Origin of the sequence: Variovorax sp. YR634 (assembly GCF_900106655.1) — a bacterium.
Classification (GTDB): Bacteria; Pseudomonadota; Gammaproteobacteria; order Burkholderiales; family Burkholderiaceae_C; genus Variovorax.
The window spans coordinates 98,841-113,583 of record NZ_FNOL01000017.1 but is presented as its reverse complement, the minus strand read 5'-3'; the positions used below and the strand labels follow the sequence as shown (position 1 = coordinate 113,583).

Here is a 14,743-nt window from a genome sequence, read left to right as displayed (position 1 = left end):
ATTTCCTTTCCCTCGAAGAACAACATGTCCGCAATCAGCTGTCACAACATCATCAAGCGCTACGGCGAAACACAGGTCGTGCACCAGTTCGACCTCGACGTGTCGGACAACGAGTTTGTCGTGTTCCTGGGCCCCTCGGGCTGCGGCAAGTCGACCATCCTGCGCATGCTCGCGGGGCTGGAAGATATTTCCGACGGCGACCTGCTGATCGGCGGCCAGCGCGTGAACGACCTGCCGCCGCAGGAGCGCGGCATTGCCATGGTGTTCCAGAACTACGCGCTCTATCCGCACATGAGCGTGCGCGACAACATCGCGTTCGGCCTCAAGCGCCTGAAGGTGCCCAAGGCCGAGATCGATGCGCGCATCAAGGAGGTGTCGGACACGCTGGGCCTGGAGCGGTACCTGCAGCGCAGGCCCACCGAGCTGTCGGGCGGCCAGCAGCAGCGCGTGGCGATTGCGCGCGCCATGATCAAGACGCCCAAGGTGTTCCTGTTCGACGAACCGCTGTCCAACCTCGACGCCAAGCTGCGCAACCACATGCGCATCGAGATAGCCCGGCTGCACCAGGCGCTGAAGACCACCACCGTGTACGTCACGCACGACCAGCACGAGGCGATGACGCTGGCCGACCGCATCGTGCTGCTGCGCGACGGGCGCATCGAGCAGGTCGGCTCGCCGCGCGAGATCTTCGAGCGGCCGCGCTCGGCCTTCGTGGCCGGCTTCATCGGCACGCCGCCGATGAACCTGGTCGAGATGATGGTGCGTGACGCCGATGGCTACTTCGAGCTGGCGGGCCGCGAAGGCACGGTGCGCGTGGACGCGCGCCGCTTCGCACTCGAAGGCCGCGAGCGTGTGACGCTGGGCGTGCGGCCCGCGCACCTGCAGGTCGACACGCAGGGCGGTCGCGGAGGGGGCTTTGCCGGCGAGGTGCAGCTCATCGAATACCTCGGCAACGAGGTGCTGGTGAGCTTCGGGCAGGGCGAGAGCGAAATCGCGGCGCTGATGCCCTCGGCCCAGTGCCCGCGGCTGCGCGATGCGGTGCGCTTCGTGGCGGACCCGTTGCAGGTGCACCTGTTCGACATCGACACGGGCGCCTCGCTGCTGCGCACCGACACCCCTTTGCATTGACGCACTGACACACCCAAACACCCCTTCAAGGACGCAAAGAAATGAAAGCACTGGTTCTGGAAAAAGCGCACGAGCTCAAGCTGCGCGACGTAGACCTTCCCCTGGACGTGGGGCCGCGCGACGTGAAGATCCGCATGCACACCGTAGGCGTGTGCGGCAGCGACGTCCACTACTACCAGCACGGCGGCATTGGCCCCTATGTGGTGGAAGACCCGATGATCCTGGGCCACGAAGCCTCTGGAGTGGTGGCCGAGGTGGGGGCGGAAGTCACGCACCTGAAGCCGGGCGACCGCGTATGCATGGAGCCCGGCATTCCGCAGATGGATTCGCGCGCCACGCTCGAAGGCATCTACAACCTCGACCCGGCCGTGCGTTTCTGGGCGACGCCGCCAATCCACGGCTGCCTCACGCCTTTCGTGGTGCACCCGGCGGCCTTCACCTTCCGCCTGCCCGACAACGTGAGCTTCGGCGAGGGCGCCATCGTCGAGCCGCTGGCCATCGGTCTGCAGGCCGCGAAGAAGGCGGCGCTGAAGCCGGGCGACGTGGCGGTGGTCATCGGCGCGGGCACCATCGGCGCGATGACGGCGCTGGCTGCACTTGCGGGCGGCGCGGCGCGCGTGATCCTCGCTGACCTCGTGCCGGAGAAGCTGGCGCTGTTTGCGGACAACCCGGCCGTCACCACGGTCGATGTGCGCAACACCAAGCTCGCCGACACCGTGAAGTCGCTGACCGACGGCTGGGGCGCCAACGTGGTGTTCGAAGCCAGCGGCAGCGCGCGCGCCTTCGACGACATCTTCGAGCTGCTGTGTCCCGGCGGCTGCCTCGTGATGGTGGGCATACCCGCTGGCAAGGTTGCCTTCGACATCGTGGCCATCCAGGCGAAGGAAGTGCGCATCGAGTCGGTGTTCCGCTACGCCAACATCTTCCCGCGCGCGCTGGCGCTGATCGCGTCGGGCCAGGTCGACGTGAAGCCCTTCATCTCGCGCACCTTCGCGTTCGAAGATGGCATCGAGGCCTTCGAGGAAGCCGCGGCGGGGCGCGCAACCGACGTGAAGATCCAGATCGAGTTTGGGGAGCCCGTCACTTCCTCGTAGCTTCTTCCGGAGGCGCGATCAGGTGCTCGAGCATGCGCCGGGCGTTGAGCGGCAGGTCTTCCGACGAGCGCACGCAAGCCATCAGCGTGCGCTCGGCCCATTTGTCGGCGAGCGAGGCGCGCGCGATCTTCATCGAGCGGGCGCAACGTTCGGCCGCGGTCTGCGGCACGATGCCGACGCCAATGCCGTACTCGACCATGCGGCACACGGCCTCGAAGTTGCGCACGCGCACCCGGTAGGCCAGGTGCTTGCCGAGCGCACGCACATGCTGGGTGATCAGCAGCTGCAGTGCGCTGTCTGCGGGCAGGCCCACGAATTCGCTGTCGACCACGTCGGCCAGCTGCAGGCGCCGGCGTCCAGCAAGGGCGTGGCCGCGTGGCATCACGAGCACGAGGTCGTCGCGGCGGAAGGGGTGGCATTCGAGGCCTTCGCTGTCGATGGCGTCCGAGACGATGCCGATGTCGCACAGGCCGGCGCGCAGCGCGTCCACCGTGTCGGGGCTGGGGCGCTCCTCGAGGTCGACCGAGATGCGCGGGTGCTCGGCGAGAAAGCGGCTCAGCACCTCTGGCAGGTGCTCGGTCAGCGCCGAAGTGCCGCACATGAAGCGCACATGGCCCTTGAGGCCCTGTCCGTATTCGCCGAGTTCGCCGCGCAGCCGCTCCATCTGCTGCAGCACGACGCGCGCGTGGTGCAGCAGCGTGCGGCCGGCCTCGGTGGGACGCACGCCCTGCGCGTGGCGGGTGAGCAGCGGGGAGCCGAGCGCGTCTTCCATGCCGCGCACGCGCTGGCTGGCGGAGGCCAGCGTCATGTGCGAGCGCCCGGCGCCGCCGGTGAGGCTGCCGGCTTCGACGACGTTGAGGAAGAGCCGCAGGTCGGTGAGATCGAATCGCATGGTTCGGCGGAGTGTGCACCAGGAGCCTCAGCCGCAGCCTGAGGCTACCTCTGCGAATGCCCGATTTCCAGAGGCCGGCTTCGTCGGCAGAGTCGTGTCCCGATGACGCATTCGATCGACACAACGAGTTTCTGGGCCGTCGCCGCGGCGGTGTACCTGCTGGCCGGGGTGATCAAGGGCGTGGTCGGCCTCGGGCTGCCGACGGTGTCGATGGCGCTGCTCGCGCTGTGGATGTCGCCGGTGCAGGCCGCGGCGCTGCTGATCGTGCCGTCGCTCGTCACCAACATCTGGCAGACCGGGCCGCGCGCGACCTTCATGCCGGTGCTGCGGCGCATCGGCGGCATGCAGGTGGGGGTGGTGATCGGCACGCTGGGCGGGGCGCTGTGGCTGGGCGTGCCGGCGGGGGCCTGGGCTTCGTTCGCGCTCGGGGTGGCGCTGGTCGTCTACGCGGTCTGGGGGCTGACCGGGCGGCAGCTTCACGTGACCGACGCGCAGGCGCGCTGGATGGGGCCGCTGGTGGGCATCGTCACGGGGCTGGTGACGGCGGGGACCGGGGTGTTCGCGGTGCCGGCGGTGCCGTACCTGCAGGCGCTGGGGTTCCAGCGCGATTCGCTCATCCAGGCGATGGGGATCTCTTTCACCACCTCGACGGTGGTGCTGGCCATCGGGCTGGTCGGGAACGGGGGCTATCCGATGTCGGCGATGGGCGGGTCGATCGCCATGCTGGTGCCGGCCATCGGCGGCATGGTGCTCGGGACCTGGCTGCGGCAGCGGCTTTCGGTGGCGGTGTTCAAGCGCTGCTTCCTGATCGGGCTGGCGCTGCTGGGGCTTTACATGGCCGCGCGCGCCGGGCTGTGAGCCGAAGTCAGGCTGCCTGCAGCAGGGCCGCGCGCACGCGCTCGATGGTCTGGCGGTAGGGCAAGGCGAAGTCGTCGAGTGCATCGCCCGCTTCGAGCCAGCGGAACGCGAACACCAAGCCTTCCTCTTCAGGGCTGCCCGTGGCCATGTGCGTGAAGGTTTCAGGCAGGGCGCCCTGGGCGCGCATCAGGAAAAGGTGCCACAGCTGCGGGTGGCGGTGCGTGTTGCCTTCGACGCCGGCTTCGCATTCGCGGTGCAGCGTGCCCAGCGATTGCAGCGGGCCGGTGTAGTCGAGGCCCGATTCTTCGAGCAGCTCGCGGCGCACCGCCACTTCAGGCGATTCACCGGGCTCGATGGTGCCCTTGGGCAGCTGCATGTTGCCATCCTCGGGATGGCGGAACACCAGCAGCCGGCCCCGCGCGTCAACCATGCAGGCGCAGGCCTTGGGGATCGTGGCGGAGGGGCTGCTGCCGGTGCTGTTCATCATCAGGCGCCCGTCAGAGCGGCCTTGACCGCTGCGCTGACCTGGCCCATGTCGGCCTTGCCGGCGAGGCGGGTCTTGACCACGCCCATCACCTTGCCCATGTCGCCGGGGCCGCTGGCGCCCAGCTCGGCCACGATGGCTTTCACAGCGGCCACTGTTTCATCGGCGCTCATGCGCTGGGGCAGGTAGGCCTCCAGCACCTTGATCTCGGCAGCTTCCTTATCGGCCAGATCGGGGCGGCCACCGGTGGTGAAAGCGGCGATCGAGTCCTTGCGCTGCTTGACCATCTTGTCGACGATGGCGACGACCATGGTGTCGTCGAGCTCCACGCGCTCGTCGACTTCCTTTTGCTTCAGGGCGGCGAGCAGCAGGCGGATGGTGGCCAGGCGCTCGGAGTCCTTGGCGCGCATCGCCGTCTTCATGTCTTCGGTGATTTGTTCTTTGAGAGTCATTCGGCAACCTTTCGGAAAAAACAAAAGCCGCGGCAGGTTTCCCTGGCGCGGCTGAGGCAACGGGGCGGCGGTGCTGACTTTCGTCTGGAGCCGGCCGCCCTGGGTGTTGCTTAGTACAGCTTCTTGGGCAGCTGCATGCTGCGCACGCGCTTGTAGTGGCGCTTGACCGCGGCGGCCTTCTTGCGCTTGCGCTCGGCGGTCGGCTTTTCGTAGAACTCGCGGGCGCGCAGGTCGGTCAGCAGGCCGAGCTTTTCGATGGTGCGCTTGAAACGGCGCAGTGCGACGTCGAAGGGCTCGTTTTCTTTAACGCGGATGGTGGTCATTGATGAATCGTTGAAATGAATTTGGCCTGGAGAGATCGAGGCCCCAAGCCGGGGTTCCTCAACTGAAAACTTTTTGCGGCCGTTGAGGGGAGGCCAAGAGTTAGCCCGCGATTATAGCGCGGTTGCGCACGCGTGGGCGCTCGCCCAAGCCCATTGGAAGTTGTATCCGCCCAACCAGCCGGTCACATCGACCACTTCGCCGATGAAATACAGGCCCGGCTGCTTCGATTCCATGGTCTGGGACGACAGGTCGCGGGTGTCGACTCCGCCGGCCGTGACTTCGGCTTTTTTGTAACCTTCGGTGCCGCTGGGGGTGATCTGCCAGCGGGCGATGCGCTCCGACAGGGCTGTCAGCGACTTGTCGGCGGCTTCGTTGACGGGGCGCTGCAGGGCCGGATCCTGCCCGACCCAGGCGTCGGCCAGCCGGGAGGGCACCAGCGTGGCCAGTTCGTTGGCGATGCGCTTTTTAGAGCGCAGCTTGGCTTCGCCCAGCGCCTCCGCCACGTCCACGCCGGGCGCGAAATCCAGCGTGAGCGGGGTGCCGGGCTTCCAGTAGCTCGAAATCTGCAGCACCGCCGGGCCAGACAGGCCGCGGTGGGTGAAGAGCAGGTCTTCGAGGAAGGCCATTTTTTCCTTCTTCGCCCCGGTCTCGATGCGCACCGGCAGCGCCAGGCCGGCCAGTTCGGCATACGGCGCCCAGCCTTCGCCGCCGAAGGTCAGCGGCACCAGCGCCGGACGGGGGGTGACGAGGCGCAGGCCGAACTGCTCCGCAAGGCGGTAGCCGAAGTCGCTGGCGCCGATCTGCGGGATCGACAGGCCACCCGTGGCAACCACGATCTTCGGCGTTTCGATCAGCCCGCGATCGCTCTCGATTTGATAGCCGCCAGCACCCGATCCATCGGCGTCAGCGCCAGAAAACACAATCTTCCCGACCTTGCACGGCTGCCACCGCTCCACCCCACCCGCCGCGCATTCCGCCAGCAGCATGTCGACGATCTGCTGCGACGAGCCGTCGCAGAACAGCTGCCCCTTGTGCTTCTCGTGGAAGGCGATGCCGTGTTTTTGCACCAGCTCGATGAACTGCTGCGGCGCGTAGCGCGACAGCGCCGAGCGGCAGAAATTCGGGTTGTCGCCGATGAAGTGGCGCTGCGGTGCGCGCACGTCGAGATCGCGGTTCGTGAAATTGGCCCGCCCACCGCCTGAGATGCGGATCTTCTCGCCCACCTTTTCGCTGTGGTCCACCACCAGCACCCTGAGCCCGCGCTGACCCGCCACGCCGGCGCAGAACAGCCCGGCAGCCCCGGCGCCGATCACGACGACGTCGAAGCGCGATGAAGCGGCCGCGCTCAAGGGCCGTCTGCCGCGAGCAGCGGCGGCGGGTTGTATTTCAGGTGGCCTACGTAGCGCAGCGGCTGCGTGGCGGCGATGGAAGGCACGTCGCCCTCGCGCATGTGCAGCAGGTCGGACGGGCTCACCCAGCGCGGGTCGGCGCTGGTGATCGGCAGGCCAGCCTGTTTGTAGGCCTCGAGCACGAACTGCGAGCAGAAGAACTGGTCGTCGCGGCTCGCACCCAGCTGCACCATCGCCATGCCGCTCAAGCAGTAGTTGCTGACCGCGCTTGGCACCAGCGGTAGTTCGCACAGGCGCCGGTTCAGCACGAAAGGCGCGTTCAGCAGCACGCCCACGGTGTTGTAGCGCGCGCCGACCTGCGACAGCGCCCATTCGCGCATGCGCCCGGCACCGGCTTCGTCGACGCCCGGCACGCGAAAGGCCACCACCATCTGCTCTTCATCGACCAGATCGGCCAGCGGCCGCGCGCGCACGCCGGTGCCCACGGCTTCGGCGATCTGGCCGTCGCCGAGGTACAGCACCGCGTGGCTCACCGGCGAGAAGGTGCCCAGCCGGATGCCGAAGGAATTCACCGTGGCGATGGAGGTCAGCAGGATGTCGCCGGGCTCCAGCGCGTCGGCCGCGATGAGTTCGCCGCCGTTGCCTGGCGCGATGACCGAGCTCTGCACCCGCAGACGCAAGCCGGCATCCTTGGACGGCAGGTCGATGCGGGTGGCGCAGGCCGTGAGCAGCAGGGCAGCGCCCGCGGCAACGACGACCGCGGCGGTCTTGAACGCGGCGCGCATCAACCCTTCCAGATGAACGGAAACTTCAGCTGCTTGAAGAAGCCGTTGGGCACGTAGTCGCCCAGCACGCCGTATTTTTCAGGCCAGAGCTTGGTGCTCTTCACCGCGGTGCCGAAGATGTAGTCGAGGAAGGCGTAGTGCGCCGCGTAGTTCTTGTCGAGTGCTTCCTGGTCCTGGCTGTGGTGCCAGTGGTGGAAGTTGGGCGTCACGATCAGGTAGCGCAGCGGACCGAGCCGCACGCTCACGTTGCAATGGTTGAACACCGCCTGGAAGCCCACCACCACGATGTAGGCGTCGATCACGTCCTTGCTGAAGCCCAGCACGTAGATGGGCGCCAGCACCAGCGTGCGCGTGATCAGCAGTTCGAGGATGTGCTGGCGCGAGCCCGCCATCCAGTCCATGCTCTTCACGCTGTGGTGCACCGCGTGCAGGCGCCACAGCACCGGCACCTCGTGGTAGGCGCGGTGGGTCCAGTACTGCACGAGGTCGGCCACCAGAACGATCAGCAGCAGCCCGGCCCAGAACGGCAGGTTGCCCACCCAACCGCGAATGCCGTCATTGGCGGCCCAGCCGAAGAGCTTGTGCACCATCAGGTTGGTGGCCAGCAGCACGAAGCCCACGATCATGTGGTTCACCACGAAGTGATGGAAGTCGGTCTGCCACTCTTCGCGGAACACGGGCTGGTCTTTGCGCAGCGCAAAGAGTTTCTCGATGAAGATGAAGATCAGCGACGAGCCCAGCAGGTCGAGGATGAACCAGTCGAGCCCGATGTACGGCGTGTTGTCCGCGAAGTCGTGCACCGGCACCTTGTGCCCGCCGAGCAGCGCCGACGCCACCACCAGCAGGAACGCCGCCGACGAGAGCCAGCGCGAGCGGTTGAAGATGATGTTGACCAGCGACAGCCCACCCGAAATGACCAGCGCCGCCAGCAGGATGTAGCGCATCACGTCGACGTTGTAGCTCTTGCGCAGCTCGGGCGTGGTGAGGTACTGCGGAAAGTGGAAGGCCAGCACGCCGAGGAAGCACAGGATGGCCAGGCTCAGCGCGATGGTGCCTGTGACCAGCCCTTGGCCACGGCGCAGTTCGCCGTGGTTATGGGTGAATTCGTTGAGTTTGTCGATGTCCAGCATGCCCGCCTCTCTCGCTTGTACTTTGTGTTGGAGCGCGATTTTAGAGGCGGCTGTAGGAAAAATCTCACCTGGGCCGCACAGCCCTGCGGCGCAGCAGCGCAGCCGAGCCCAGCGCCACGGCCATCACGAGCAGCGACACGACGGTGGTCACCGTGCCCAGCGCATAGATCGACGGCGTGGTGACGGTCGACGTCAGCCCCTGCAGTTCGAGCGGCAGCGTGTTGACGTCGCCGATGGCCTGCGAGGTGCGGGCGATCTCGTCCCACGACAGCGTGAAGCCGAACATGCCGATGCCCACGATCGACGGGCCGATCAGCGGCAGCACCACGAAGCGGAAGGTCTGCCACGGCGTGGCGCCGAGGTCGCGCGCGGCTTCCTCATAGGCGGGGTTGAAGCGGTTGAACACCGCGAACATGATGAGCAGGCCGAAGGGCAGCGTCCAGGTCAGGTGCGCGCCGAGGGCTGAGCTGAACAGGCCGAGCGCGGTGCCGTAGCCTTCGAGCAGCGTGGTCGCGTCCATCGCCGTCAGCACGCTCTTGATGCCCGTGTCGATCAGCCGGAACTGCAGGCCGATGCCGAGCGAGATGATGATCGACGGCATGATGAGGCTGGCCACCGTGACGAAGAACAGGGCGTTGCTGCCCGCGAGCTTCTTGCGGAACGCCAGGCCTGCCAGCACCGACAGCACGACAGTGAAGGCCATCACCACCGCGCCCAGCGCCAGCGAGCGCCTGAAGGCCGCGCCGATGTCCACTGTGCCCAGCCCTTCAGCCAGCTTGTAGAACCAGTGCAGCGAGACGCCGCGCAACGGGAAGGTGAGACCGCCCTCGGGGCCCTGGAAGCTGAGCACGAAGATCGTGATCATCGGGCCGTAGAGGAACAGCACGAACAGGGCGAAGACCGTGGCGAGAGGCCAGAAGCCGGGGCTGCGTTGTTCGCCTATGCGTTGGCTCATTTGTATTTTTCCTTCAGGGCGTGAGCGCGCCCCGAACGACGCACCCCAAACAGAACGGAAGAATCCAGGTTCACCCTAGAGCTCCTTTCGAATGTCGACCAGCCGCGTCAGCCCCCAGATGATCATCAGCACGACAGCCAGCAGGATCATCGCGTTGGCCGCAGCCAGCGGAAACTGCAGGTACGAGGTCTGCACCTGGATGATCTTGCCGATAGAGGCGATCTGCTGGCCGCCCATCACGCCGATGGTGACGAAGTCGCCCATCACGATGGTGATGACGAAGATCGACCCGATCAGGATGCCCGTGCGCGACAGCGGCACCACCACGTTCCACAGCGTCTGCCAGCCCGAGGCGCCCGCATCGCTGGCTGCTTCGAGCAACGAGCGGTCGATGCGCATCATGCTGTTGAAGATCGGCACGATCATGAACATCGTATAGAGGTGCACGAAGGCCAGCACCACCGAGAAATCGGAGAACAGCAGCCACTCCACGGGCTGGTTCACGAGGCCCAGGCCCATGAGCGCCTGGTTGACCAGCCCGTTGCGCCCCAAGAGCGGCACCCACGAGATCATGCGGATCACGTTCGAAGTCCAGAAGGGCACCGTGCACAGCACGAACAGCACCGTCTGCATGGTCGACGAGCGCACGTGGAACGCCAGGAAGTACGCAACCGAAAAGCCGATCAGCAGCGTGATGCCCCACACCAGCACGCAGAACTTGAACGTGCTCAGGTAGGTGTTGAGCGTGACGCACAGGTCGCCGTTGTCGGTGAGGCGCGAGCAACCCTCGAACAGGCTCAGGTAGTTGCGCAGCGTGACCGCAGGGATCAGCTCGTATTCGTTGAAGTTCCACAGGCTGACCATCGCGACCAGAGCCAGCGGAACCAGGAAGAACAGCAGGAACACCAGCGCGAACGGCGCCGCCTGCCACCATGCTTTCACAGCATGGATGGGCGTGGTGGCGACGGACGCGCTGGTCGAGGGGGCGCTCACAAGCTCAGGTCGAAGGTCAGGCCGCGACGAACTCGTTCCACTTGCGGACCATGTACTCGTTCTCGTCCATCACGGCGTTCCAGCAGGCGATGCCGCCCATGCGCTGTTCGTAGCTGCCGCCGTCGCGCACCGAGCCCGCCTTGGCGATCACGTCGCCCTGCGGGCTCTTGATGTCCTGCGCGGCGGGCTTGCCTTCCATCCAGTAGGCCCACTCGTAGGCTTCCATCTTGGTCTTGGCGGTGTCGAGCACGGCGCTGTAGTAGCCTTGGCGGTTGAGGTACGCACCAGCCCAGCCGTCGAGGAACCAGTTGATGAACTCATAGGCGCCGTCGAGCTTCTTGCCCGAGAGCGTGGCCGGCAGCCCGAAGCCCGAGGCCCAGGCGCGATAGCCTTCCTTCAGCGGCTGGAAGGTGCAGTCGATGCCCTTGCTGCGCACGGCCGTGACGGCGGGCGACCACATCGACTGGATCACAACCTCGCCCGAGGCCATGAGGTTCACCGACTCGTTGAAGTCTTTCCACAGCGCGCGGAACTGGCCGGCCTTCTTGGCTTCGATCAGGGTCTTGATCGTCAGGTCGATCTCGGCCTTGGTCATGTTGCCCTTGTCGGCGTACTTGTGGATGCCCTTGGCCTCCACCACCATCGCGGCGTCCATGATGCCGATCGACGGAATGTTCAGGATCGCGGTCTTGCCCTTGAACTCGGGGTTCAGCAGCTCGGCCCACGAAGAGATCGGGCGCTTGATCAGGTCGGGCCGGATGCCCAGGGTGTCGGCGTTGTAGGTGGTCGGGATCAGCGACATGAACTGCGTGGCCGACTTCGCGAAGACCTTGCTCTTCTCGCCCTCGAGATAGATCACCTTGACCGGCGCCGTGCCCTGGCTGCCGACCTTCTTGCCCGCAACTTCGCCCTTGGTGAAGAGCGAGGTGATCTTGTCGGCGTTCTTCACGCGCTTGGTGTCGATGCCCTTCAGGTTGCCGGTCGGCACGATCTTCTTGAGCGAGAAGAACTCGGTATCGATCAGGTCGAAGCTGTTGGGGGCGGTCACGGCGCGCTTGGTCACGTCGTCGGTGGTCACGGCCACGTACTGGATCTCGATGCCGGTGTCGGCCTTGAATTTTTCGGCAATCGCCTTGTCCTGGTTCACCGCGGTGCCGAGGTAGCGCAGCACGATCTTTTCCTGCGCATGTACGAAGGGCGCGATGCCCGTGGCCAGGATGCCGGCGGTGCCTTGCAGGAGGGTGCGGCGCTTGACGCCGTTGGACGAGTCGATGGAATCGGTCATGGCTGAGTCTCCAGAGAAAAAAGTGGAAAGAAACGAACGCAGGAAAAAGAGAAGCAGGTTGCGGATGCGCTCACAGGGTCATGGCGAGCGCGGCCGTGTCGTCGCGCTGGCGAGCCCCGGCGTTGGCGGGCGCCGAAGCCCGCTCGCCCGGCGGCTTGACGCCGGGGCCGAGCACGCGCGCGTCGGCTTCGGCCCATGAGAGGCGCACCGCCTCGCCGTGCGCATAGGGGCGCGCGAGGAAAGCGGCTTCGCCGAGCAGCACAGAGACGTTCTGGCGCCCGGCGGCAGCGCCTTCGAGCGCCAGGCCGAGCAGCACGTAGGTGCCCTGGTATTCGACGTCGGTAACGGTGGCGGCAAGGGCAGTGCCAGCCGCGTCGCCCTCCGAAGCCGCGGCGATCCGCATGCGGTCGTTGCGCACCGCGATCGGGCCGGCCGGCGTGTCGAACACGTTGTGGCCGCCCATGAAGCGCGCCACGAACTCGCTCGCCGGGTGGTTGTAGACCGCGTGCGGCGAGCCGACCTGCTCGATCACTCCGTGGTTCATCACCACCATGGTGTCGGCCAGCGCCATCGCCTCTTCCTGCGAGTGCGTGACGTGCACGAAGGTCAGGCCCAGTTCCTTCTGCCAGCGCCGCAACTCGGCGCGCATCTGGATGCGCAGGAAGGGGTCGAGCGCCGACAGCGGCTCGTCGAGCAGCAGCACGCGCGGCTCGGTGATGAGTGCTCGCGCCAGTGCCACGCGCTGCTGCTGGCCGCCGGAAAGCTCACCGGGCTTGCGGTTGGCCAGGTGACCCATCGCCACGCGTTCGAGCAGGTCGTTGGCACGCTTGTGGCGCTCGGCCTTGCCGACGCCTTTCATCTTGAGGCTGAAGGCCACGTTGTCGGTGGCCGAGAGGTGCGGGAACAGGGCGAAGCTCTGGAACATCATCGCCGTGCCGCGCGCGGCCGCGGGCAGGTCGGTGATGTTGCGGTTGTCCAGCAGGATGTCGCCGCTGGTGACGGACTCGTGGCCCGCGATCATGCGCAGCGTGGTGCTCTTGCCGCAGCCCGACGGGCCGAGCAGGCAGCAGTAGCTGCCGCTGGCAATGCGCAGGTCTATCTGGTCGACGGCGGCCGGTGTGCCGGGGGCATAGCGCTTGGTGAGCGCGACGATCTCGACGGCGGCGGGTTCGGGCGTGGCGACGGCATTCATTGCCGGTGGCTCAGCACGATCCATGCCACGTTGTGGTGCGCGGCGCCCGTGCCGCTCGTGCTGTCCTCGCCCTGGTCAGGTGCCGATCAGGTACCGAACTTGTCCGCGTCCACCGGTACCTCGACGGCTGCCAGTCCGCGCAGCACGTCGCCCACCACGATCACAGCCGGGCTGGCCAGGCCGGCCTCGGCGATGCCGTTCTGCAGGTTGCCCAGCGTGGTCGCGATGTGCCGCTGGTGCGGCAGGCTCGCATGCTGGATGACGGCCACCGGCGTGTCGCCCGGCAGGCCTTGCAGCAGTTCGCGTTCGATGTGCCCGGCGCCCGACACGCCCATGTAGATAACGAGCGTGAGCCGCGCGTTGTACGCCGTCGCGGCCAGCGCGCGCCAGTCGGTCGGGTCCTCGGCTGCGCCGGCCCCTGTCTTGGCATGGCCGGTGACGAACACCACGCCCTGCGCATGGTCGCGGTGCGTGAGCGGCACGCCCAGCGCGGTCACGGCCGCGAGGCCGGCGGTGATGCCGTTGACCACGGTGCATTCGATGCCGGCTTCGCGCAGGTGCTCCACTTCTTCGCCGCCGCGGCCGAAGATGAACGGGTCGCCGCCCTTGAGGCGCACTACCGTCTCGCCTTCGCGCACCGCGGTGATCATCAGCCGCTCGATGAATGCCTGCGGCGTGCTCTTGCAGCCGCCGCGCTTGCCCACGTGCACGATGCGCGCTCCGGGGCGGCTGTAGGCCAGGATCTCGTCGTTCACGAGGTCGTCGACCAGCAGCACCGTCGCGGCCTGGATTGCCTTCACGGCCTTGACGGTCAGCAGCTCCGGGTCGCCGGGGCCGGCGCCCACCAGCGTGCAGCGGCCGGTGATGAGGGAGGTGGGGGTGTCGTTGTTCATGCGTGGGATGCCAGTTGCGTGATGTGCCTGACTTGCGCCGCAATGGCTTCGGGCACGGGAAGCTCGCCGGCCAGCACGCGGCGCGTGTAGCCAGCGGTGGTGGCGACGTCGATTTCCTTCGGCAGGCCCGGCACTTCGGCTGTGGTGCCGGCCTGCTGCGCCTGCAGTTCGGTGCGCACGCCGCGCACGAAGCCGTCGATCTGCGCGGTGCGGCGCGGGTCGGACACCACTTCGCCTTCGAGGCCGCGCGAGAGCAGGGCGGTCATGCCCGTGAGTTCGAAGGTCTCGCCCATGGTGCGGGCGTATTCGGGGTGTGTGTAGCTGGCCACCACCACGCAGGGGCCGGCGGTGGGCTGCATCAGCTTCACCACGCTGTGGCCCGGGTTGCGCAGGCCGACCACGCGGCGCACATCGAGCAGGCGCTTGAGCGCGGGGTTCAGCAGTTCGGTGGGCGCAAAGGCCGCTTCGCCGTTGGCGATGGGGCGGATGGCGGTCATGGGCGGAACATCGAGCGCCGAGAGCACGTTCGACGCCAGCACGCGCGAGGTTTCGCTCGCACTGCCGTGCACCAGCACCGGCAGGCCTTCGCGCGCCAGCAGCAGCGCCAGCAGCGGCGTGAGCACCGGCAGCTTGCGCGCGCCGTTGTAGCTGGGCAGCACGACCAGCGCCCGGTCGCCCGCTGGGATGCGGTTCAGCCGCGCATGGGTGGCATCGAGAAAACCGGCCATTTCCTCAGGCGTTTCGCCCTTGATGCGCATGGCCAGGCAGAAGCCGCCGATTTCGAGGTCGGTGACGGTGCCGTCCAGCACCTGGCCGAACAGGTCGGTGGCCTGTTCACGCGTGAGCGGCTTGGCGCCTCGCGCGCCGCGGCCGATTTCCTTGATGTATTGGCTGATTCCCATGGGTAGGCGGATTGTCCTGCAACGCTT

Annotated in this window: 16 protein-coding genes; 3 read left to right on the top strand and 13 right to left on the bottom strand. The window is 66.8% G+C overall.

Annotated elements, in window-relative coordinates; translation table 11 throughout:
* Positions 1-24 precede the first annotated feature (24 nt).
* Positions 25-1,128 carry an ABC transporter ATP-binding protein gene (locus BLV60_RS24510; RefSeq protein ID WP_093057927.1) on the top strand — a complete coding sequence of 368 codons (1,104 nt, stop codon included), beginning with the start codon at positions 25-27 and terminating at the stop codon, positions 1,126-1,128.
* A 41-nt stretch (positions 1,129-1,169) separates the two neighbouring features.
* Entirely contained in the window at positions 1,170-2,222 is a 1,053-nt protein-coding gene (locus BLV60_RS24505) for an NAD(P)-dependent alcohol dehydrogenase (RefSeq protein ID WP_093057882.1), read from the top strand.
* Here the strand turns inward: BLV60_RS24505 and BLV60_RS24500 are convergent.
* Entirely contained in the window at positions 2,209-3,114 is a 906-nt protein-coding gene (locus BLV60_RS24500; protein WP_093057881.1) for a LysR family transcriptional regulator, read from the bottom strand. The two genes, BLV60_RS24505 and BLV60_RS24500, sit on opposite strands and share 14 nt — an antisense overlap.
* A 102-nt stretch (positions 3,115-3,216) precedes the next feature.
* Here BLV60_RS24500 and BLV60_RS24495 point away from each other — a divergent pair, with 102 nt between their 5' ends.
* Positions 3,217-3,972: a sulfite exporter TauE/SafE family protein gene (locus BLV60_RS24495; protein WP_093057880.1), complete on the top strand. Its 756-nt coding sequence runs from the start codon at positions 3,217-3,219 to the stop codon at positions 3,970-3,972.
* A 7-nt stretch (positions 3,973-3,979) separates the two neighbouring features.
* On the opposite strand, the gene BLV60_RS24490 is transcribed toward BLV60_RS24495, so the two are convergent.
* From BLV60_RS24490 to ybiB, 12 genes are all read right to left on the bottom strand, one after another.
* On the bottom strand, positions 3,980-4,459 hold the full coding sequence (locus tag BLV60_RS24490; protein WP_256329564.1) for an NUDIX domain-containing protein: 480 nt from the start codon (positions 4,457-4,459) through the stop codon (positions 3,980-3,982).
* Entirely contained in the window at positions 4,459-4,908 is a 450-nt protein-coding gene (locus BLV60_RS24485) for a GatB/YqeY domain-containing protein (RefSeq protein WP_093057879.1), read from the bottom strand. The genes BLV60_RS24490 and BLV60_RS24485 overlap by 1 nt, the downstream gene beginning before the upstream one ends.
* Positions 4,909-5,018: 110 nt before the next feature.
* Positions 5,019-5,231, bottom strand: a complete 213-nt coding sequence (rpsU, locus tag BLV60_RS24480; RefSeq protein ID WP_007833691.1) for a 30S ribosomal protein S21 — start codon at positions 5,229-5,231, stop codon at positions 5,019-5,021.
* Positions 5,232-5,342: 111 nt separating this feature from the next.
* Positions 5,343-6,581 (bottom strand): BaiN/RdsA family NAD(P)/FAD-dependent oxidoreductase, encoded by a 1,239-nt coding sequence (locus BLV60_RS24475; protein WP_093057878.1) that lies wholly within the window; start codon positions 6,579-6,581, stop codon positions 5,343-5,345.
* Complete coding sequence (locus tag BLV60_RS24470; protein ID WP_093057877.1) at positions 6,578-7,366, bottom strand: YaeF family permuted papain-like enzyme; 789 nt, start codon at positions 7,364-7,366, stop codon at positions 6,578-6,580. Before BLV60_RS24470 ends, BLV60_RS24475 begins: the two co-directional genes overlap by 4 nt.
* The gene (locus BLV60_RS24465; RefSeq protein WP_093057876.1) at positions 7,366-8,496 is read right to left on the bottom strand and encodes a sterol desaturase family protein; all 1,131 of its coding nucleotides are present in this window, start codon (positions 8,494-8,496) and stop codon (positions 7,366-7,368) included. The genes BLV60_RS24470 and BLV60_RS24465 overlap by 1 nt, the downstream gene beginning before the upstream one ends.
* 64 nt (positions 8,497-8,560) lie before the next feature.
* Positions 8,561-9,451: an ABC transporter permease gene (locus tag BLV60_RS24460; RefSeq protein ID WP_093057875.1), complete on the bottom strand. Its 891-nt coding sequence runs from the start codon at positions 9,449-9,451 to the stop codon at positions 8,561-8,563.
* Positions 9,452-9,526: 75 nt separating this feature from the next.
* Positions 9,527-10,444: an ABC transporter permease gene (locus BLV60_RS24455; protein ID WP_093057874.1), complete on the bottom strand. Its 918-nt coding sequence runs from the start codon at positions 10,442-10,444 to the stop codon at positions 9,527-9,529.
* A gap of 16 nt (positions 10,445-10,460) precedes the next feature.
* Positions 10,461-11,729 (bottom strand): ABC transporter substrate-binding protein, encoded by a 1,269-nt coding sequence (locus BLV60_RS24450; RefSeq protein ID WP_093057873.1) that lies wholly within the window; start codon positions 11,727-11,729, stop codon positions 10,461-10,463.
* 70 nt (positions 11,730-11,799) lie between these two features.
* The gene (locus tag BLV60_RS24445) at positions 11,800-12,921 is read right to left on the bottom strand and encodes an ABC transporter ATP-binding protein (protein ID WP_093057872.1); all 1,122 of its coding nucleotides are present in this window, start codon (positions 12,919-12,921) and stop codon (positions 11,800-11,802) included.
* A gap of 86 nt (positions 12,922-13,007) precedes the next feature.
* On the bottom strand, positions 13,008-13,814 hold the full coding sequence (gene cobA, locus BLV60_RS24440) for a uroporphyrinogen-III C-methyltransferase (protein WP_093057871.1): 807 nt from the start codon (positions 13,812-13,814) through the stop codon (positions 13,008-13,010).
* Complete coding sequence (ybiB, locus tag BLV60_RS24435) at positions 13,811-14,716, bottom strand: DNA-binding protein YbiB (protein WP_093057870.1); 906 nt, start codon at positions 14,714-14,716, stop codon at positions 13,811-13,813. Before ybiB ends, cobA begins: the two co-directional genes overlap by 4 nt.
* Between the last annotated feature and the right edge of the window lie 27 nt (positions 14,717-14,743).